This is a genomic window from Pseudomonas sp. GW821-FHT09E04 (assembly GCF_059416185.1).
This window is the reverse complement of sequence record NZ_JBWKOR010000002.1, coordinates 1-20210: the sequence shown is the minus strand read 5'-3', so window position 1 is coordinate 20210 and position 20210 is coordinate 1. Positions and strand designations below refer to the sequence as shown.

The window sequence follows — 20210 nt, the reverse complement described above, 5'->3', positions numbered from 1 at the left end:
CATGCTGCCCCTGTGGATCGCCCTGCAATTTCTCAGCAGTCTGCCGATTCGACTGCCGGGCATGCCGGCACCCGAAGAACTCGGCCGCTCGCTGCTGTTCTATCCGCTGGTGGGACTGCTGTTCGGCGTGATTCTCTGGGCGCTGAACATTGCGTTGGCCGGCGCGCCCTTGCTGTTGCATGCCGCTTTGTTGCTGACGGTGTGGGTGTTGCTCAGCGGTGCGCTGCACCTTGATGGATTGGCGGACAGCGCCGATGCGTGGCTCGGCGGTTTCGGTGATCGCGAGCGTACGCTGACGATCATGAAGGATCCGCGCAGCGGGCCGATCGCGGTGGTGACGCTGGTGCTGGTGTTGCTGCTCAAGTTCGCCGCGTTGCTGGCGTTGATCGAAAAGCAGCAGGGCATGGCATTGGTCATTGTGCCGCTACTTGGGCGGGCAGCACTGCTCGGACTGTTCCTCACGACAACCTATGTGCGGGCTGGCGGGTTAGGGCAGGCGCAGGCCGATCATCTGCCGCGCAAAACGGGTTGGCAGGTGCTGGCGATGAGTGCGGCGGCGTGCGTGTTGATTGCCGGGTTCAATGCTGTCGTGGCGCTGCTGCTTTCGGTCGTCGTATTCATCTGGCTGCGGCATTTGATGGTGCGGCGACTGGGCGGAACCACGGGCGATACGGCCGGCGCACTGCTGGAATTGCTGGAGATGTCAGTGCTGGTCGGGCTGGCCTTGTTTTGATAAGTAACTTTGATCTGTAACTTGATTTAACACAGTCGCGGGTATATACACGCATCATGCTTCCTTCTCAGTGTTTGTGCACCAACCTGCGTCGCGCCGCGCGTGGCGTCAGCAGGCATTACGACGGCGCTCTCGACGGCTTCGGGATCAACGTTGCCCAGTATTCTCTGCTGTGCAACCTGCAGCGTCTGGATCAGCCGAGCATTTCCGAACTGGCCGAGGCCATGGGCCTGGATCGCAGCACCCTGGGGCGCAATCTGCGAGTGCTGGAAGGCGAGGGCCTGGTGGCGCTGGCCGAGGGCGAGGACATGCGCAACCGCATCGTCCGGCTCACCGAAACCGGCGCACAACGCCTGGCAGCGGCCCTGCCGGCCTGGGAAGCGGCGCAACAGCGGTTGATCGACCGACTGGGTGCCGAGAAGCGTGAAACCTTGCTGCGGCTATTGGATGAACTGGCCTGAGGGCCGGTTTTTTCCGAATCTAAGCGGGTATATACCCGCGACTGGAGAATAACAATGAGTTCGATGTGGCGTACGTGCGGTTGGGTGTTGCTGGGGAGTGCGCTGATTCTGGCGTTGTCATTGGGCGTGCGGCACGGCTTCGGGCTGTTCCTGTCGCCGATGAGCGCCCAGTTCGGCTGGGGGCGTGAAGTGTTCGCCTTCGCCATTGCCTTGCAGAACCTGATCTGGGGTCTGGCGCAACCGTTCACTGGCGCACTGGCTGACCGTTTTGGCGCAGCGAAAGTGGTGCTGATCGGTGGCGTGCTCTACGCCTTGGGGCTGGTGTTCATGGGCCTGTCGGAAACAGCGTTGGGTCTGTCCCTGAGCGCCGGTTTGCTGATCGGTATCGGTCTGTCCGGCACGTCGTTCTCGGTGATCCTCGGCGTCGTCGGCCGCGCCGTGCCGCCGGAGAAGCGCAGCATGGGCATGGGCATTGCCAGCGCTGCCGGGTCCTTTGGCCAGTTCGCCATGCTGCCCGGCACCCTTGGGCTGATCGGCTGGCTGGGCTGGTCTGCCGCGTTGCTGGTGCTGGGTTTGCTGGTGGCGCTGATCGTGCCGCTGGTGAGCATGCTCAAGGACAAGCCGCTGCCGGTGCTCGGGCATGAGCAAACCCTGTCCGAAGCCCTGCGCGAGGCTTGCTCGCACTCCGGGTTCTGGCTGCTGGCGTTCGGCTTCTTCGTCTGCGGTTTCCAGGTGGTGTTCATTGGTGTGCACCTGCCGGCCTATCTGGTCGATCAGCATCTGCCGGCGACCGTCGGCACTACCGTGCTGGCGTTGATCGGGTTGTTCAACATCTTCGGCACCTACACCGCCGGCTGGCTGGGCGGGCGCATGTCCAAGCCGCGTCTGCTGACCGGTTTGTACCTGCTGCGAGCGGTGGTGATCGGGCTGTTCCTGTGGCTGCCGGTGACGACGACCACGGCGTATCTGTTCGGCATGGCCATGGGTTTCCTGTGGCTGTCGACCGTGCCGTTGACCAACGGTACGGTGGCGACCTTGTTTGGCGTGCGAAACCTGTCCATGCTCGGTGGGATCGTGTTCCTGTTCCATCAGCTCGGCTCGTTCCTCGGCGGCTGGCTGGGCGGGGTGGTGTATGACCGTACCGGGAGTTATGACTTGATCTGGCAAGTGGCGATTCTCTTGAGCCTGTTGGCGGCTGCGCTGAACTGGCCAGTGCGCGAGCGCCCGGTCGAGCGTCTGCAAACCCACGCGAGCGCTGCATGAACGGCTACTGGCCTCGAATGCTGGCCATCGCAGTCGGTGCCGCGTTGCTGGCGCTGGTGTGGTGGGGCTGGCACCAGGGCGGCCTGGCGCTGATGCAGTTGGGCTTGGGCGCTTGCTTGTAGGCTTTGAGGGCGAGTAACGTCGGGTTCTGACGAATGCATCAAGGAAGCCCGACATGCTCAAGCGCTGGTGTGCTGTTCCCGCGTTGCTGATGGCGTTGACCGGACTGGCCCAGGCCGCGGACTGTCCGGAGCTGCTGCAAGGCTCGTTGCCCAAGTTGCGGGCCAAGGAATCCATCGACCTGTGCCAGCACTACGCCGACAAACCGCTGGTGGTGATCAATACTGCCAGCTTCTGTGGTTTCGCTCCGCAGTTCGAAGGCCTTGAAGCGCTCAATCAGCGCTACAAGGCGCAAGGGTTGGAGATGCTTGGCGTGCCCTCCAATGACTTCAAGCAGGAGTCCAAGGACAGCGCCGAGACCGCCAAGGTCTGCTACGCCAACTACGGCGTGACCTTCACCATGACCGAGCCACAGAAAGTCCGCGGTGACGGTGCCACCCACCTGTTCCAGGTACTGGCCGCGCAAAGCAGCGCGCCGAAGTGGAATTTCTACAAATACGTGGTCGACCGCCAGGGCAAGGTGATTGCCAATTTCTCCAGCCTGACCAAGCCTGACGATCCGGAGTTTTTGGCGGCCATCGAGAAAGCCATCGCGTCGAAACCCCTGAAACCCTGATCGACGCCCACTAAAAAGCCCCGCCTCTGTCGAGAGAGCGGGGCTTTTTAGTGGGCGAGGGGTTAGCCTCGCCGTACAGCATCAGAAGCGGTAGGTTGCGCCAACACCGAAACCGTTTGCCGAGTTTTCATACTTGGAATCGTAGGTCTGACCGCGATCGTTCTCGTTGCGGATGCTGACTTTCTCTTCCTGCAGGTACGAGTAAGCGACGTCGATGGTCAGGTCTTCGGTCGGGCTCCAGCCGGCACCGATGCTGAAGATCGTACGGTCGCCGGTAGGGATGCGTGGCGAACGGTCGACGTTGTTGGTCGGCGACTGGTCGAAGGTCAGACCGGTGCGCAGTACCCATTCCTTGTTCAACTGGTAGGACGTACCGATGGCGTATGCCCAGGTGTCATGCCAGTTCTGTTCTTCGGTGATCTCGCCGAACTGGCCAGCCAGTGCAGGTTGAACGCCGGAGTTCTTGACGGTGATTTTTTCCAGCTGGCTCCAACGGGTCCAGGTAGTACCGGCGTAGACGTTCCAGCGATCGTTGATCGCCTGAGTGACCGAGAAGTCCACGGATTCAGGTGTGGTGATCTTCAGCGAAGCGTCGTACTTCTGGCTGGAGCTGAGGCCGGCCAGGGCCAGAGCGCCGTAGTTGACCTTGGTGTTGCCTTCGAGCTTGTAGTCGACTTTCGAGTGGTAAGTCAGACCCAGGCGAGTGGTGTCGGTCGCTTGTACCAGCACACCGATGTTGTAGCCCAGTGCAGTGTCGTCACCCTTGATCTTGACCTTGCCGTCCGGCAGGGCCTGAGTGATCGACAGGTTGGATTCCAGGGTGCCGTCGATACGGTTGATGGTCGGACCGAAGCCGATCGACACGACGTCGTTGAACTTGTAGCTGACAGTCGGCTGGAAGGTGATGACTTGTACTTCGGACTTGCTGCCGAAGTAACGGCCGGCAAAGCCTTTTTCATAGTCGGTAATCAGGCCGAAAGGTACGTAGACACCCAGGCCGAATGCCCAATGCTCGTCGATCGGCTTGACGTAGTAGCCCATAGGTACGGAGGTAAAGGGCACCATGTCGCCTTTGTTGCTGCCGCCGTTAGGGCTGGAGCGACCATCGCTGATATCGGTCTTGGCGTCGAGGAATGCAACACCACCGGTGACTTGTTCGCGCGTGATGCGCGACATGCCGGCAGGGTTGCCATAAACAGTGCTTGCGTCGTCGGCAGAAGAAGATCGCCCGGCGTACCCAGTCCCCATCCCGCTGATGCTGTGTTCGTTGATGGCAAAGCCAGCTGCGAAAATCTGGGTGGATGCCAAGGAAACGGCGAGGCTAAGGGTGGTTTTGAGCATTACTTTTTTCATTATTAGAACTCCTGGTGATCACCGGGGCGAAAATTACCAACATTTTCGTCCCAGCGCTATAGTCCGTATGGCTTGAGTTAGAGCGGTTTTGTAGGACAATCCGACCAGATTCGCGACCCGTTGGACGATCTTGCGAAACTGGCGAGTCAGCACGCGACCTGATTCAGCGGTGAAACACAGGTCTGCCATGCACAGGTGAAGTCACGCAGACGACCCTGGGGCTGAAAGGTCTGACGCCAGATACGCGCCATTCCCAGCAGATCATCCGGGTCGGGGAGGGTGGGATTCTGTTCTTCGACCAGCAGCCAGGCGATGGCGGTGGCGTAACGCAGGTTGACGGTAAGTTCGAGGTGCGGGCCGCTGAGAAAGGCATGCTGGCTGGCGAGGCCGCGAACCAGGCTGGCGCGCTCCGGATCGAGCGCCAGATAATGATCCCAGAGCGCCTGGTGGCGATGCTCGGCAATCCGGTACAGGCCGTGGCCACGGCGGTCATGCAGGGCGGAACCCAGGGCGGACTGGCTGGCGGCGATGCCCAGCAGCAGGGATTCGGCGGTGGCGCAGTGACGTCCCAGATAAATCAGCGTTGGACGGATCACATAGCGGCACAGTTCGCTGGCAGCGATACCCATAAAACCCTCGGATCTTGTTATTGGGCGGCGAGACCTGAAGGGGAGCTTGGCAGCTGTGAATCGACTCAGGCTCGCCGGAAGCGGATCACGCCGCTTGAGTTGAAGTGTAGTGTCATATTCGCGACGTAAAGGTCTGTTTTTAAAATATTTCCGGCGAGCAGTTATAACCGTTATATCGGTTGGTGCTTAACCGTGAGTGGCAAAAAGAGAAACATCGGGCAATAAAAAGCCCCGCGTTTCAGGCGGGGCTTTTGCTTTTGCAGCCATTTCGGCCTCTCAGGCGATCAATGCCTGACGGGTGCGATCAATCACGGCCTGCAGCGGTTCGGCGCTGGAGTATTGATCAGGGTACAGACGCTCGCTGTGGCGGGCGATCCCGTGTTCATTGACCACGGTGAAGCTGAAGCAGCCTTTGCGAGCGGCCATGATCAGGCAGTTCATTGGAGCAAAAGCGTTGGTTAGGGTGCGAATGGCATCCTGAGTCTGGATTTGAGTAGACATAGTTATTAGGTGTTCCTACAAATGACACGGATAAGAACCGTGCAACGTTAAAACGTTCCAGTAACGTCAACCACCATTGGTCGAACGAAGAACCCGACTGGAACAAAGCAGCCAGTTTGAAGCGCTGATAAGTTGGCGCGCTTGGGCTGGCAGGTAGGTACTTAGGAGGGCAGGCAACACATCGAGGGCAAAGGTTCTGGGCCCGGGGTGAAGATCCTGATCAATTTGCAGGTTGGTTCGGTCAGAGTAAGTGGTCTTCGCAACACCCTTTGCATTCGATTCAAAGGCTGTGTCGTCGCAAGATTTACCTGGAAACCATCGAGGGGTCGGTCCCGCTTTGTCGGAGGAGGCTTCTCGGGGAGAAGGCTGACCGTGGGGTTTGTTCGACCGGAATTGACTTTCAGCTTGGTACTAACGCCGCGGATACTAACGGAACACTTCGAGGAAGGCAAACCTGATTTTTAAAAAGAACCAACAGACGGTGCCTCGAGCCCCGGCCCCGCCCCGATTTGGCTCACATTCCGACCGTCGGTCGTCGCAGAGGGCAAGCCGAACCCGCGAAGCGCAAGGGCTTATCCCCAACCCGGCTGCCAAAACGACCCGAAAAAGCGCACCGATATAACCGCGTAACAGGTACTTGTGCACATTAGTTGCGCGGACGGTAACGACGCTGTCACATCGATCCTGACCCCGGTGGCTGCCTGTAACGAAAGTTTAAGTCAATGAAAAACATCGCTTTTTTTTACTGGTGAAAAAATCGTCAGTTTGACTGCGGGCCCCATTCCACAAGGCTTTGCGGCGAGTCAGGGACGGTTGTCCACTGAGTTATCCACAGCTTCTGTGGATTGTCCCGAGCGCTTGCTCTAGCACGGGCGTGCCGGGTTTTTTTCGACTTTACCTGTGCGAAAAAAAGAGTAGAGTGGCGCGCCCTCCGATCTGTCCCACAGTGCTTTATGAAGTTTCGCTCAGCTCCAGATTCTGTTACCTCCCAACCCTCTCGTGTTACCGCTCCCAAGCGATTTTCCGTGCGCGTGGCCGAATGGCTGCTGGACAGCCCGCGCCTGGGCGACAGCCAGAACGCCAAGCACCTCGCCGGCCGCCTGCTCAAGCAACCGGCCCGGGAAGGCGTGGTCGCTGCACAAAGTCGCCTTGGCCAGTTGATGTGCCGTGAGTGCGGCAATGCCCGGGATCGTCGTATCGGCCAGGACCTGCTGCGTCAGGCTGCCCGTGCGGGTGATCGACGTGCGCAACAGGAACTCGGCCTGATCGAAGACTGAGCTGTCCAAGACCTGACGCCTTGGTTAACCTTCAGGCTTTATCGGATCGGCGGGAATGACTATGGCGATGGACTTGACCAGCATCTTGCTCGGGTTGGCGGGCGCGGCGGTGCCGCTGCTGGCGCTGGCCTGGCAACTGCAGCGCCGGGCCAGTCATGGCGAGTCCGAAGTCGCGTTGCTCGAAGAGCGACTGGCCATGGCACAAATGGCCCAGGACGGCCTCAACGCCCAGCTCGAAGCCAGTCGCGACGAAGTCGCCGACCTCGGCCAGGCCAATGCCTCCAAACAAGCGGATCTTGCGGCCGTGCGCCGGGAAGTCGAACTGTTGCAGATCGAGCGCGACGACGCCCGTGACGCCGCTCATGCCTGGAGCCTCGAGCGCGCCAACAAGGAAGCCGAGCTGCGGCGCCTGGACGCCCAGGCCGCCTCACTGAGTGCCGAGTTGCGTGAGCAGCAGGAAAACCATCAGCAGCGTCTCGATGACCTGCAAGGTTCCCGTGACGAGTTGCGCGCCCAGTTCGCCGAACTGGCCGGCAAGATCTTCGACGAACGTGAACAGCGTTTCGCCGAAACCAGTCAGCAGCGTCTCGGGCAATTGCTCGACCCGCTGAAAGAACGCATCCAGTCCTTCGAAAAGCGTGTCGAGGAAAGCTATCAGGCTGAGGCCCGCGAGCGCTTCTCGCTGGCCAAGGAGCTTGAGCGCCTGCAGCAACTGAACCTGCGCTTGAGCGATGAAGCGACCAACCTGACCCGCGCCCTGAAAGGCCAGAAAACCCAGGGCAACTGGGGCGAGCTGATTCTGGAACGGGTGCTGGAACATGCCGGGCTGGAGAAGGGCCGCGAGTACCAGACCCAGGTCAACCTCAAGGGCCCGGACGGCGAGCGCTTTCAGCCGGACGTGATCATTTACCTGCCGGGCGATAAACAAGTGGTGGTCGACTCCAAGGTCAGCCTCACGGCGTACCAGCAATACGTGGCGGCCGATGACGATGCGATTGGCCAGATCGCCATGAAGCAGCACGTGCTGTCGCTGCGCAGCCACGTCAAAGGCCTGGCCGGCAAGGACTACAAGCGTCTGGAAGGGCTACACAGCCTCGATTTCGTCTTGCTGTTCGTGCCCATCGAAGCGGCGTTTTCCGCAGCGTTGCAAGCCGAGCCGACGCTGTTCCAGGAAGCCTTCGACCGCAACATCGTGATTGTCAGCCCGACCACGCTGCTCGCCACCCTGCGGGTCATCGACAGCCTGTGGAAGCAGGAGCGCCAGAGCCAGAACGCCCGGGAAATCGCCGAGCGTGCCGGATGGCTGTACGACAAGTTCGTGTTGTTCATTCAGGATCTGGACGAAGTCGGCAATCGTCTGCAACAGCTGGACAAAGCCTACAGCGCAGCGCGAAACAAGCTGACAGAAGGGCGCGGCAACCTTGTCAGCCGCAGCGAGCAGCTCAAACTGCTCGGCGCACGGGCCAGCAAGAGCCTGCCGGCAGATCTGCTGGAACGCGCAATGACCGATGCCGACGGCTTGGTCGAGCTGCCTGAATAAGCGGCGTTGTCAGAGCGGCGCTTTTAGAGAGGCAAATAGCGACTCAACAACGCCCGCAACGCCGCCGGTTTCACCGGTTTGGCCAGGTAATCCAGCCCCGCCGCGTGCACCTGCGCCACGGTTTCCGGATGCCCGTCGGCGCTGATCACCACGCCGGGCACCGGTTCGCCCAGGCTCGTACGCAACCAGGCCATCAGATCGGTGCCGGTCTCGCCGTGGTCGAGGTGGAAATCCACCAGCGCCAGTTGCGGCCGCACCCCATCGTTGAGCAGCGCCGCGCATTCCTCGCGGTTGCGCGCCGTCCACACCTGACAACCCCAGCGCGTGAGCAGGCTGTTCATGCCGATCAGAATGCTGTCTTCGTTGTCGATGCACAGCACCTGCGCGCCGCTGTGCAACTTGCCATTGAGTTCTACTGCAGCACTTGGTTGGGCGGTCTGCGTGCGGGCCAGCGGCACCCGCACACTGAACACGCTGCCGCGCCCCGGCCATGAACGCACGCGCAAGGTGTGCCCGAGTACCCGGCACAAGCCGTCGGCAATCGCCAGGCCCAGGCCCAGGCCTTTCTCGGCGCGGGTCTGGTGGCTGTCGAGGCGTTTGAATTCCTCGAAAATCACTTGTTGCTTGTCTTCCGGAATCCCCGGCCCGCGATCCCAGACCTCCAGGCAAATCTCGCCCTGTCGCCGGCGCACGCCCAGCAACACCGGGCCTTTTGCATAGCGGAAGGCATTGGTGAGGAAGTTCTGCAGGATCCGCCGCAGCAGCTTGATGTCGCTGTCGATGCGCAAATGACTGCCGCGCACCCGGAAATTCAGGCCCTGTTCCTGCGCCAGCGCCTTGAACTCCGCGCCGAGAATATCGAACAGCTCATTGACCGCGAACGGCTTGCGATCCGGGTTGATCTTGCCGTTTTCCAGGCGGGAAATGTCCAGCAGGTCGCTGATCAGGTCTTCGGCCGAGCGCAGCGAACTGTCCAGGTGCTGCACCAGTTTCTGCGCTTCGCCGCTCAAGCCGTCGTCCTGATGGGAGAGGGCGGCGGAGAACAGCCGCGCGGCGTTCAAGGGTTGCATCAAGTCGTGGCTGACTGCCGCTAGGAAGCGGGTTTTCGACTGGTTGGCCGCTTCGGCGTTGCCCTTGGCTTCGGTCAGCGCGACGTTGAGTTGTGACAGCTCCTGAGTCCGTTCGCTGACCCGTTGTTCCAGCCCTTCGTTGGCCTCGGTCAGCGCCTGCTCGGCTTCGCGGAACGCGGTGATGTCGGTGAAACTCATGACGAAACCGCCACCGGGCATCGGGTTGCCGATCAGCTCGATCACCCGGCCGTTGGGGAACAGTCGTTCAGACGTGTGGGCGCGGCCCTGACGCATCCAGTGCAGGCGGCGGGCGACGTGGACTTCCGCTTCGCCGGGGCCACACAAGCCGCGTTCGGCGTTGTAGCGAATGATGTCGGCGATCGGCCGGCCGACGCTGATCAAACCGTCCGGGTAGTTGAACAGCTCCAGATAGCGCCGGTTCCAGGCCACCAGTTTCAGCGACTGGTCGACCACGCTGATGCCCTGCGTGATGTTCTCGATGGCGCCTTGCAGCAGCGCGCGGTTGAACTGCAACACTTCCGAGGCTTCGTCGGCGATCCGGACGACGTCCTCCAGCTGCATTTCCCGACCTTCGATGGCGGCTTTTACTACAGCCCGTGTCGAAGACGCGCCAAGGACACCGGCCAGCAAACGTTCGGTGTGGGCGATCCATTCACCGTCGGCGTTCTGGTTCGGGTTGAAGCCCTTGCCTTGGCGATAAGCGAAGCGGATGAAGCTCTGCCGCGCACGCTCTTCACCGACAAACCGTGCCGCCAGTTGCAGCAAGTCGTCGATCTGCACCGCCAGCATCGAGCGTGCGCTCGGCCGGGCACTGATTTCCTGACCGATGAAACGCCCGGCCTGCCAGTGTTCCGACACCCGGGTGCGCGACAACACCGAGACCCAGGCGAACAACGTGAAGTTACCCGCCAGCGACAGCACCACGCCTTGGGTCAGCGGGGTGATCGGCAGGTTCAGCGGGTTGCTGTGCAGCCAGGCCAGGCCGGGAAACGTGTCCAGCGACCAACCGAGACTGCGGGCGGCAATCGGCAGAATCAGTGTGTAAAACCAGAGGAAGGTGCCGGCGGCGAGACCAGCGAATACACCGCGGCGGTTGGCCTGTTTCCAGTACAGCGCGCCGAGCATGGCCGGCGCCAGTTGGGTCACGGCGGCGAAGGCAATCTGGCCGATGGTCGCCAGGCTCGCGGTGGAGCCAAGCAGGCGGTAGCTGACGTAAGCCAGCAACAGAATGACCACGATGCTGACCCGGCGCACCGAGAGCATCCACTGACGGAACACTTCGAACGGCCGCTCGGCATTGTTACGCCGCAACAGCCACGGCAACAGCATGTCGTTGGAGACCATGGTCGACAGCGCCACACTCGCCACGATCACCATGCCGGTGGCCGCCGAGGCGCCGCCAATGAACGCCAGCATCGCCAGCGCCGGGTGGGCCTGGGCCAGCGGCAGGCTGATGACGAAGGAGTCCGGGATGACGGAGCTGGGCAACATCATCTGACCGGCCAGGGCGATAGGGACTACAAACAGCGCTGCCAACGCGAGATAGGCCGGGAACACCCATTTGGCCAGACGCAGGTCCTGCGGGTCGATGTTTTCCACCACGGTGACGTGGAATTGCCGGGGCAGGCAGATGATCGCCATCATCGCCACGCCGGTCTGCACCACCATCGACGGCCAGTTGATGGTTTCTTTCCAGTATTCCTCAAGGCGCGGGGCGAGCATTGCCTGATTGAACAGGTCGTCGAAGCCGTCATACAGGCCATAAGTGACGAAGGCGCCGACGGCGAGGAAGGCGAACAACTTCACCAGCGACTCGAACGCAATCGCCAGCACCATGCCCCGGTGGTGCTCGGTGGCGTCGAGGTTGCGCGTGCCGAAAACAATGGTGAACAGCGCCAGCACCAGTGACACGATCAGCGCCGTGTCCTGGGCGCGGGTGCCCATGGCGTCGGCACCGGCACCGATCAGCAGGTTTACCCCGAGGACAATGCCTTTGAGTTGCAAGGCTATATAAGGCAGGACACCCACGAGGCAGATCAGCGCAACCACCACCGCCAGCGATTGGGATTTGCCGTAACGGGCGGCGATGAAGTCGGCAATGGAGGTGATGTTCTCCTGCTTGCTGATCATCACCATTTTTTGCAGGACCCACGGCGCGCCCAGCAACAGTAGGATCGGTCCGAGGTAGATCGGCAGAAATGACCACAACTGTTCGGCCGCCTGACCGACCGCGCCGAAGAACGTCCAACTGGTGCAGTAGACCGCCAGCGACAGGCTGTACACCCAGGCACGCATCCGCGGCGGCAACGGCGCGCTGCGACGGTCGCCGTAGAAGGCGATGGCGAACATGATGGCCATATAGGCCAGGGCGACGGCGGCGATCAGCCCGCTGGACAACGACATGGAGCACTCCTGACAAAATACGACCGGACTCGCGCCCGGCCAGACAGTCTCGCATGTGCGCGGCGGTTAGTCAGTGTCGACCAAGGTCGTGGCGTGGCGGGGTGTCGCAGGCGCAGAACCGGGCGGTTCTGCGCTGTCAGTCCTGGCGCAGCGCGATGTCGATCAGCCGGTGCAGTTCTTCGACTTCCAGCGGCGCCACGGCAAACAGGATGCGGAACACCGTTGGCGAAACCACCAGGTTGATCAGGTGATCCACACTCGGTGGCGACTCGTCCGGGAAGCGGTCGACGATGGTCTGCAACTGATCGGCAATGATCGCGATGCAGAATCCCGGTGTGGCGCTGGCCTGCACGTCGCGCATGACATTGCGCCCCGGCTCGGAACTCATTTCGTCCAGATACTGCTCGGCCCAAGCGCGGATATCGCCGCGCAGGCTGCCGGTTTCCAGCGGATCGCTTTCAGGGCGCAGGCGGGCGAGGGCGACGTCGGCGAGCAGCGCCGACAGATCGCCCCAGCGCCGATAAATGGTCGAGGGCGTGACCCCGGCCCGCGCGGCAATCTGCGGAACGGTCACGGTGGAGCGCTCCTGCTCTTCGAGGAGTGCGCGCACGGCGCCGTGAATCGATTCCTGTACCCGGGCGCTTCGGCCGCCGGGACGGCTACTTTCTTTAATAGGCATGTGCCAGACCTTAACACAAAGAATTTGCTTTAAGCGCAAGTCGGGAGCACACTCCGCAAAAGCAAAAAAATAGCTTTTAAGGAGTATTTCCATGACCCGCCTTGCTTCCAACCGTTCCAGCCTGTGGTTTCTGGCGATCACCTTACTCAGTTTTCTCGCCGCTTCCACCGCGCCGACGCCGTTGTATCACCTGTACCAGGATCACCTGCATTTCTCGGCGGCGGTGCTGACCCTGATTTTCGGCGTTTACGCGCTGAGTCTGCTGGCCGCGCTGCTGACGGTCGGTTCGCTGTCGGATCACCTGGGCCGCAAACCGGTGATTTTCACCGCCGTGGTCCTGAATGCCCTGGCGATGCTGCTGTTTGTCTACGCCGACAGCGTGGGTTGGCTGATCGGCGCGCGGGTGCTGCAAGGGTTTGCCACCGGCATGGCCACTGCCGTGTTGAGTGCGACGCTGCTGGACACCGATCGCCAGCAAGGGCCGCTGATCAACAGCGTCGCGCCGTTGCTCGGCATGGCGCTCGGTGCGATGGGTTGCGGTTTGCTGGCGGAATTCGCGCCCGCGCCACTGCAACTGACCTATTGGCTGCTGCTCGTGCTGTTTGTGTTGCAGGGGATTTATGTCTGGCGCTTGCCGGAAAGCGTCTCGCCGCAAGCGGGGGCCTGGGCCTCGTTGCGGCCGACCCTGCATGTGCCGGTTCAGGCGCGTTCGACGCTGTGGCGAGTGTTGCCGCTGAACACCGCGACTTGGGCGCTCGGCGGATTTTATGCCTCGCTGGCCCCGTCACTGGTGCGCACGGCGACCGGTTCCACCTCCAATCTGATCGGCGGCGCGACTGTGGCGGCGTTGACCGTGACCGGTGCGCTGATGATTTTCACCTTGCGTAACCGTCCAGCCTCCCGGGCACTGCAACTTGGCGCAAGCCTGTTGCCGGCCGGCATCGTGCTGATTCTGTTGGGGGTGCACAGCGCCAGTCTGTCACTGTTCTTTTTCGGCACGCTGGTCGCCGGTTGTGGATTTGGCTCCGGTTTTCTCGGTGCGGTGCGCAGTCTGGTGCCGCTGGCGTTGCCCCACGAACGGGCCGGGTTGATGTCGGCATTTTATGTGCTGAGTTACCTGGCGTTCTGCCTGCCGGCATTGCTGGCCGGGCACTTCACCCACAGCCTGGGCCTGCTGGCCACCACCGATGTGTATGGTGCGGTGCTGATCGTGCTGGCAGTCGGCGCGCTGCTGATGAGTTTCCGTCCACAAGCGGCCAAGACCTGTAGCGCGCCATAAGCCGGCGGATTCGGTTAGCCTTGGCCAGCCCATTCTTCTCACGGATCGATTCATGAAGATTATCCGCAGCAAGACCTTCACCGCCGAGCGTGCCTGGGGCGCGCTCGACATCGCCAACATGAACGGCATCACCACGCGATTGCACTGGACTGATCAGCCGTACAAATGGCACGTCAACGATGGCGAGGAAGTGTTCGTGGTGCTCGACGGTCAGGTGCTCATGCACTACCGCGAAGAAGGCGAGGAAAAGCAGGTGCAGCTCGAAGTCGGTGACATCTTCTACGCGTCCATCGGCACAGAGCATGTTGCTCATCCGCAAGGCGCTGCGCGGATTCTGGTGATTGAAACCGAAGGCAGCGTCTGACTGCATATCTACAAAACAGATAACAGTTAGAGATATTACCCGTTATATAGATATTCGATTCGGTTCTACCATGGGCTCAACCTCACCTGAGGACAGGAGTTCATGATGACTTGCCCCAACAGTGCCAAACCCGGCATCAAGCCTTTCAGCCAGCTTCAGCATCCGCGTGAAGTGATCCGTCAATTCACACCGAACTGGTTCGCCGCAACCATGGGTACCGGCGTGCTGGCGTTGGCGCTGGCACAACTGCCTTTCGCCATCCCGGGGCTGCACGCCGTGGCCGAAGGGTTGTGGATGTTCAACATTCTGTTGTTCGTGCTGTTTACCGCTGCCTACGCCGCGCGCTGGATTCTGTTCTTCGACGAAGCGCGGCGGATCTTCGGGCACTCCACGGTTTCGATGTTCTTCGGCACCATTCCCATGGGCCTGGCGACCATCATCAACGGTTTTCTGTTGTTCGGCCTGCCGCGCTGGGGCGACGGTGTGATTCACCTCGCCGAAGTGCTGTGGTGGCTGGACGTGGCGATGTCGCTGGCCTGCGGTGTGCTGATTCCCTACATGATGTTTACCCGTCAGGAACACAGCATCGATCAGATGACCGCCGTCTGGCTGTTGCCGGTGGTGGCGGCAGAAGTGGCGGCAGCCAGCGGCGGACTGCTGGCGCCGCACCTGGCCGACGCGCACTCGCAACTGGTGGTGCTGGCGACGAGCTACGTGCTCTGGGCGTTTTCTCTGCCGGTGGCGTTCAGCATTCTGACCATCCTGCTGTTGCGCATGGCCCTGCACAAATTGCCCCACGAAAACATGGCCGCATCGAGCTGGCTCGCTTTGGGGCCGATCGGCACCGGTGCCCTGGGCATGTTGCTGCTGGGCGGCGATGCGCCAGCGATCTTCGCGGCCAATGGCATGCCGGGTATCGGTGAAATCGCTTCGGGTCTGGGCCTGATAGCAGGGATCACGCTCTGGGGCTTTGGCTTGTGGTGGATGTTGATGGCGCTGCTGATCACCGTGCGTTATCTGCGCGACGGCATCCCGTTCAACCTCGGCTGGTGGGGATTTACCTTCCCGTTGGGCGTGTATTCGCTGGCGACCCTGAAATTGGGCAGCACCTTGAACCTGACATTCTTCAGCGTGGCCGGTTGTGTGCTGGTGACGTTGCTGGCAGTGATGTGGCTGATCGTCGGCAAGCGCACGCTGCAAGGCGCATGGCGCGGCGAGCTGTTTGTTTCACCGTGCATTGCAGGTTTGAAGAAATAACCTGAAAAGTTTAGGTAAGGTGTGGCCTGGATCGCGGATCGACATTCCAATAAGCGTATCCAGGCCACTCGCTACCCAACATCAGGGACACACGGAAGATGAGTCACCCCTCACAGTTCAACCTGCTGCGTACCCGGCGCTTCCTGCCGTTCTTCATCACCCAGTCGCTGGGCGCGTTCAACGACAACGTGTTCAAGCAGTCGCTGATCCTCGCCATTCTCTATCGGCTGACCATCGAAGGTGACCGTTCGATCTGGGTCAACCTGTGTGCGTTGCTGTTTATTCTGCCGTTCTTCCTGTTTTCGGCGCTGGCCGGACAGTTCGGCGAAAAGTTCGCCAAGGATGCGCTGATCCGTCTGATCAAACTGGCGGAAATCGCCATCATGGCGGTGGGATCGGTCGGCTTCCTGTTCGATCACCTGTCGCTGATGCTGGTGGCGCTGTTCGCCATGGGCACACACTCGGCGCTGTTCGGGCCAGTGAAGTACTCGATCCTGCCGCAGGCCTTGCACGAGGATGAACTGGTCGGCGGCAACGGTCTGGTGGAAATGGGCACGTTCCTGGCGATCCTGGCCGGCACCATTGGTGCCGGGGTCATCATGTCCTCGTCGCACTATGCGCCACTGGTGTCGACCGCAATTGTCGGCATCGCCGTACTCGGTTACCTCGCCAGCCGCAGCATTCCCCGCGCGGCGGCCGCTTCTCCGGAAATGCGCCTGAACTGGAACATTTTCAGCCAGTCCTGGGCCACGCTGAAACTCGGGTTGGGCCAGACCCCGGCGGTGTCGCGCTCGATTGTCGGCAACTCGTGGTTCTGGTTTGTCGGGGCGATTTATCTGACACAGATCCCGGCCTACGCCAAGGAATGGATGCACGGCGATGAAACCGTGGTCACCCTGATTCTCACGGTGTTCTCGGTCGGTATTGCCCTCGGTTCCATGCTTTGCGAGAAGCTTTCCGGGCGCAAAGTCGAGATCGGCCTGGTGCCGTTCGGTTCGTTTGGCCTGACGGTTTTCGGGCTGTTGCTGTGGTGGCATTCCGGTGGTATTCCGGAGAGCGCCGTTGGCCATAGCTGGACTGAAGTGCTGGGCTTCGGCCACGCCTGGGCGGTACTGGTCGACATCCTCGGCCTTGGCATCTTTGGCGGTTTCTACATTGTGCCGCTGTATGCGTTGATCCAGTCGCGCACCGCCGAGAACGAGCGGGCGCGGGTGATTGCGGCCAACAACATTCTCAACGCGCTGTTCATGGTGATTTCGGCCATCGTTTCCATCGTGTTGCTGAGCGTGGTCAAACTGTCGATTCCACAGCTGTTTCTGGTGGTGTCGCTGCTCAACATCGGCGTCAACGCCTACATCTTCAAGATCGTCCCCGAGTTCAGCATGCGTTTCATGATCTGGCTGCTCAGCCATTCCATGTACCGCGTCGAGCATCGCAACCTTGAAGCGATTCCCGATGAGGGCGCGGCGTTGCTGGTGTGCAACCACGTTTCGTTCGTCGATGCGTTGCTGATTGGCGGCGCGGTGCGTCGGCCGATTCGCTTTGTCATGTACTACAAGATCTACAACTTGCCGGTGCTGAACTTTATTTTCCGTACGGCGGGCACCATTCCTATCGCCGGACGCCAGGAAGACATCCAGATTTACGAAAAGGCCTTCACCCGGATAGCCCAGTATCTGAAGGACGGTGAGCTTGTCTGCATCTTCCCCGAAGGCAAGTTGACCGCCGATGGCGAGATCAACGAGTTCAAGGGCGGGCTGACACGGATTCTCGAAGAGACACCGGTGCCGGTGATTCCGCTGGCGTTGCAGGGGTTGTGGGGGAGTTTCTTCAGTCGCGATCCCAAGAAAGGGCTTTTTCACCGCTTGTGGTCGCGGGTAACGCTGGTGGCGGGTTCGCCGGTGGCGGTCGAGGCGGCGCAGCCTGCCGAATTGCAGGCGTTGGTGGGAGAGTTGCGCGGGACAGTCAGATAGTTGTTTGTGAAGCCGCCATCACCGATACATCGGTGATGGCGGCAACGGCTCAGGCGCTGACCTTGAGCCCGATCAATCCGGTGATGATCAGTGCAACGCTGGCCAGCCGAATCAATGCCATCGACTCACCAAACAGAATGATCCCGGCAATCACCGTGCCCACGGCACCAACGCCAGTCCAGATCGCATAAGCCGTGCCCAGCGGCAGTTCTTTCATCGCCAGACCCAGCAGGCCAAGGCTGACAGCCATGGCCGCGACGGTGAGAACAGTGGGCAGCGGACGGCTGAAACCATCGGTGTATTTGAGGCCGACGGCCCAGCCGACTTCGAACAGGCCGGCGAAAAACAGAATGATCCAGGACATGAAAGACCTCCATCGATTGACGGGGCCGTCCCCAGATTGAAAACTCGATTGAGCCGCAGGGTCGTCCCCGCGTGGCGCACATACTACCTAAAATTGTGCGCCGCGCATTGATCCGGGCTCAGTCGGCTGCCTGTTGGGCCAACGTTTCACGGTCTTCCTTTTCGCTCATTCGGCGGAAGTAGGTCGACAGCAGCGCCCCGGAAATGTTGTGCCACACGCTGAACAGCGCGCTCGGCACCGCCGCCAGTGGCGAAAAGTGCGCACTGGCCAGCGCGGCACCCAGCCCCGAGTTCTGCATGCCGACTTCCAGCGCCAGGGACTTGCGCTGAGCCAGCGGCAAGCCGAACAGGCGCCCGGTGAAATAACCCAGCAAATAGCCGAAGCTGTTGTGCAGCATCACCACCGCCATGATCAGCAGGCCGGATTCGGCGATTTTCGCCTGACTGGCAGCAACCACGGCGGCGACGATGATCACGATGCTGACCACTGACACCAACGGCAACACGTCCACCGCATGCCGAACCTTGTCGCCGAGCAGTCGTTGCGCCACCACGCCGAGGATGATCGGCAGTAGCACCACTTGCAGGATCGACCAGAACAATTCCATGAACGAAACCGGCAACCAGGCCGAGGCCAGCAGCCAGATCAGCGCCGGTGTCAGCAGCGGGGCGAGGAGGGTGGTGACGGCGGCGATGGCCACCGACAGCGCCAGATCGCCCCGAGCCAGCCAGGTCATGACGTTCGAGGACGTGCCGCTCGGGCAGCAACCGACCAGAATCACCCCGACGGCGATTTCCGGCGGCAGGTGAAAAACCTGGCAAAGCAACCACGCCATCCCCGGCATGATCACGAAATGCGCAACCACGCCCAGCGCCACGCGCCATGGGTGGCGGGCGACGGCGGCGAAGTCGTCGAGTTTGAGGGTCAGGCCCATGCCAAACATCACCAGCCCGAGCAGCGGCACGATTGCGCCTTTCAGACCGAGGAACCAGGCCGGTTGCAGAAACGCGACCACGGCGAAAATCAGAACCCAGTAAGCGAAGGTGTTGCCGACAAAACGACTCAGTGCAGCCAGTGCGCGCATGGCCTGTTCCTTATTATGTGAAAACGCCACCGAAGCGGTGGCGTTTGAAGATAACCCAAAGACTGCGCAGAGGCTTTAGATCCCCTGCGGCGTCTCTTCACCGCCCAGTGCTTCAACCAGCGCCGGCAGGAAGTCGCCGAACGTCAGCATCATCAGGGTGAAGCTGGCGTCCAGTTGGCCGAGGGCTTCGTCGCCGCCATCCTGTTCCGCCTGATCTTGCAGCAGATCTTCGAACTTCAGGCGTTTGACGGTCATTTTGTCGTCGAGCATGAACGACAGCTTGTCCTGCCAGGCCAGCGACAGTTGAGTCACCACTTTGCCGGTGCTCAGGTGCAGCTGGATTTCTTCGCTGGTCAGGTCCTGACGCTTGCAACGCACGATGCCGCCATCTTCGTGGGTGTCGCGCAGTTCGCACTCGTCCAGGACGAAGAAGTCCGGAGCGGCTTGCTGGGTGGTGACCCATTCGGTCATCACGGCGGTCGGTGCGGTTTTCACGGTCAGCGGACGAACCGGCAGGGTGCCGATCACTTCACGCAGGGTGGAAAGCAGGTCTTCGGCGCGTTTCGGGCTGGCGGAGTTGACCAGGATCAGGCCTTGCTTCGGCGCGATGGCGGCGAAGGTCGACGAGCGGCGGATAAAGGCGCGCGGCAGGAACGCCTGGATGATTTCATCCTTGATCTGATCACGTTCCTTCTTATAGACCTTGCGCATCTGCTCGGCTTCGATCTCTTCGACCTTTTCCTTGACCGCGTCGCGCACGACGCTGCCCGGCAGAATGCGTTCTTCCTTACGGGCGGAGATCAGCAGGAAGTCACCGCTGACGTGCACCAGTGGTGCATCTTCGCCCTTGCCGAACGGCGCGACGAAACCGTAGGTGGTCAACTCCTGGCTTGCACATGGACGCGCCAGTTTGGTGGCCAGTGCAGTTTCCAGCGCCTCGGCATCGACAGGCAGGTCTTGGGTCAGGCGATAGATAAGCAGGTTCTTGAACCACATGGGGTGAGTCTCTCCTTTATACAAAGGGGGGCATTATTGTCTTCGCCGGGTCATAGGCCAACCCTTCTCTAAGCCTTTGGAAGGCCTGAGAAAATTAATTAAAAAAGTGCTTGCCAGAGGTTGGGTCGCTCCGTAGAATGCGCGCCACACCGAAGCGAAGGGTGATTAGCTCAGCTGGGAGAGCGTCTGCCTTACAAGCAGAATGTCGGCGGTTCGATCCCGTCATC

At 60.9% G+C, this 20210-nt stretch carries 19 protein-coding genes; 11 read left to right on the top strand and 8 right to left on the bottom strand.

Annotation, left to right across the window (positions count from 1 at the left end):
* Position 1 precedes the first annotated feature (1 nt).
* From AC07N4_RS06325 to AC07N4_RS06305, 5 genes are read left to right on the top strand one after another with little or no spacing between them, the layout of a single operon-like run.
* Positions 2 to 733 (top strand): adenosylcobinamide-GDP ribazoletransferase, encoded by a 732-nt coding sequence (locus AC07N4_RS06325; protein ID WP_493065530.1) that lies wholly within the window; start codon positions 2 to 4, stop codon positions 731 to 733.
* Between the two features lie 56 nt (positions 734 to 789).
* A complete protein-coding gene (locus tag AC07N4_RS06320; protein WP_007950413.1) occupies positions 790 to 1194 on the top strand; it encodes a MarR family winged helix-turn-helix transcriptional regulator in 405 nt (134 codons plus the stop codon).
* 54 nt (positions 1195 to 1248) lie between these two features.
* Positions 1249 to 2457 carry an MFS transporter gene (locus tag AC07N4_RS06315; protein ID WP_096823001.1) on the top strand — a complete coding sequence of 403 codons (1209 nt, stop codon included), beginning with the start codon at positions 1249 to 1251 and terminating at the stop codon, positions 2455 to 2457.
* Positions 2454 to 2579 carry a hypothetical protein gene (locus tag AC07N4_RS06310; RefSeq protein ID WP_255261977.1) on the top strand — a complete coding sequence of 42 codons (126 nt, stop codon included), beginning with the start codon at positions 2454 to 2456 and terminating at the stop codon, positions 2577 to 2579. Before AC07N4_RS06315 ends, AC07N4_RS06310 begins: the two co-directional genes overlap by 4 nt.
* Before the next feature lie 53 nt (positions 2580 to 2632).
* On the top strand, positions 2633 to 3193 hold the full coding sequence (locus AC07N4_RS06305; protein ID WP_096823002.1) for a glutathione peroxidase: 561 nt from the start codon (positions 2633 to 2635) through the stop codon (positions 3191 to 3193).
* 81 nt (positions 3194 to 3274) lie between these two features.
* Here AC07N4_RS06305 and AC07N4_RS06300 read toward each other — a convergent pair whose 3' ends face one another.
* From AC07N4_RS06300 to AC07N4_RS06290, 3 genes are all read right to left on the bottom strand, one after another.
* Positions 3275 to 4546, bottom strand: a complete 1272-nt coding sequence (locus AC07N4_RS06300) for an OmpP1/FadL family transporter (protein ID WP_096823003.1) — start codon at positions 4544 to 4546, stop codon at positions 3275 to 3277.
* 146 nt (positions 4547 to 4692) lie between these two features.
* Positions 4693 to 5175 carry a hypothetical protein gene (locus tag AC07N4_RS06295; protein WP_085732306.1) on the bottom strand — a complete coding sequence of 161 codons (483 nt, stop codon included), beginning with the start codon at positions 5173 to 5175 and terminating at the stop codon, positions 4693 to 4695.
* A 276-nt stretch (positions 5176 to 5451) separates the two neighbouring features.
* Positions 5452 to 5676 (bottom strand): hypothetical protein, encoded by a 225-nt coding sequence (locus tag AC07N4_RS06290; RefSeq protein ID WP_007950419.1) that lies wholly within the window; start codon positions 5674 to 5676, stop codon positions 5452 to 5454.
* Between the two features lie 953 nt (positions 5677 to 6629).
* Between AC07N4_RS06290 and AC07N4_RS06285 the strand changes: the two genes are divergently transcribed.
* Together AC07N4_RS06285 and AC07N4_RS06280 are read left to right on the top strand one after the other, a co-directional pair.
* The gene (locus tag AC07N4_RS06285) at positions 6630 to 6953 is read left to right on the top strand and encodes an SEL1-like repeat protein (RefSeq protein WP_096823004.1); all 324 of its coding nucleotides are present in this window, start codon (positions 6630 to 6632) and stop codon (positions 6951 to 6953) included.
* A 175-nt stretch (positions 6954 to 7128) separates the two neighbouring features.
* Complete coding sequence (locus tag AC07N4_RS06280) at positions 7129 to 8493, top strand: DNA recombination protein RmuC (RefSeq protein ID WP_493065538.1); 1365 nt, start codon at positions 7129 to 7131, stop codon at positions 8491 to 8493.
* Positions 8494 to 8516: 23 nt separating this feature from the next.
* On the opposite strand, the gene AC07N4_RS06275 is transcribed toward AC07N4_RS06280, so the two are convergent.
* Together AC07N4_RS06275 and AC07N4_RS06270 are read right to left on the bottom strand one after the other, a co-directional pair.
* Positions 8517 to 11987: a hybrid sensor histidine kinase/response regulator gene (locus tag AC07N4_RS06275; RefSeq protein WP_102622749.1), complete on the bottom strand. Its 3471-nt coding sequence runs from the start codon at positions 11985 to 11987 to the stop codon at positions 8517 to 8519.
* A gap of 136 nt (positions 11988 to 12123) precedes the next feature.
* Positions 12124 to 12666, bottom strand: coding sequence for a TetR/AcrR family transcriptional regulator (locus AC07N4_RS06270; RefSeq protein ID WP_085732310.1), 543 nt, complete (start codon positions 12664 to 12666; stop codon positions 12124 to 12126).
* Positions 12667 to 12757: 91 nt separating this feature from the next.
* Here AC07N4_RS06270 and AC07N4_RS06265 point away from each other — a divergent pair, with 91 nt between their 5' ends.
* The 4 genes from AC07N4_RS06265 to AC07N4_RS06250 all read left to right on the top strand — a co-directional run bounded on the left by AC07N4_RS06265 (position 12758) and on the right by AC07N4_RS06250 (position 17539).
* The gene (locus AC07N4_RS06265; protein ID WP_102622750.1) at positions 12758 to 13945 is read left to right on the top strand and encodes an MFS transporter; all 1188 of its coding nucleotides are present in this window, start codon (positions 12758 to 12760) and stop codon (positions 13943 to 13945) included.
* 52 nt (positions 13946 to 13997) lie between these two features.
* The gene (locus tag AC07N4_RS06260; protein WP_493065531.1) at positions 13998 to 14309 is read left to right on the top strand and encodes a cupin domain-containing protein; all 312 of its coding nucleotides are present in this window, start codon (positions 13998 to 14000) and stop codon (positions 14307 to 14309) included.
* Positions 14310 to 14414: 105 nt separating this feature from the next.
* Positions 14415 to 15566 (top strand): TDT family transporter, encoded by a 1152-nt coding sequence (locus AC07N4_RS06255; protein ID WP_096823009.1) that lies wholly within the window; start codon positions 14415 to 14417, stop codon positions 15564 to 15566.
* A 98-nt stretch (positions 15567 to 15664) separates the two neighbouring features.
* Positions 15665 to 17539, top strand: coding sequence for an MFS transporter (locus AC07N4_RS06250; RefSeq protein WP_192560132.1), 1875 nt, complete (start codon positions 15665 to 15667; stop codon positions 17537 to 17539).
* A gap of 49 nt (positions 17540 to 17588) precedes the next feature.
* Here AC07N4_RS06250 and sugE read toward each other — a convergent pair whose 3' ends face one another.
* The 3 genes from sugE to rdgC form a co-directional block, all read right to left on the bottom strand.
* Complete coding sequence (gene sugE, locus AC07N4_RS06245; protein WP_085732315.1) at positions 17589 to 17903, bottom strand: quaternary ammonium compound efflux SMR transporter SugE; 315 nt, start codon at positions 17901 to 17903, stop codon at positions 17589 to 17591.
* 118 nt (positions 17904 to 18021) lie between these two features.
* The gene (locus AC07N4_RS06240) at positions 18022 to 18987 is read right to left on the bottom strand and encodes a bile acid:sodium symporter family protein (protein ID WP_493065532.1); all 966 of its coding nucleotides are present in this window, start codon (positions 18985 to 18987) and stop codon (positions 18022 to 18024) included.
* 75 nt (positions 18988 to 19062) lie between these two features.
* Positions 19063 to 19983: a recombination-associated protein RdgC gene (gene rdgC / locus AC07N4_RS06235; RefSeq protein WP_007950430.1), complete on the bottom strand. Its 921-nt coding sequence runs from the start codon at positions 19981 to 19983 to the stop codon at positions 19063 to 19065.
* Positions 19984 to 20210 lie beyond the last annotated feature (227 nt).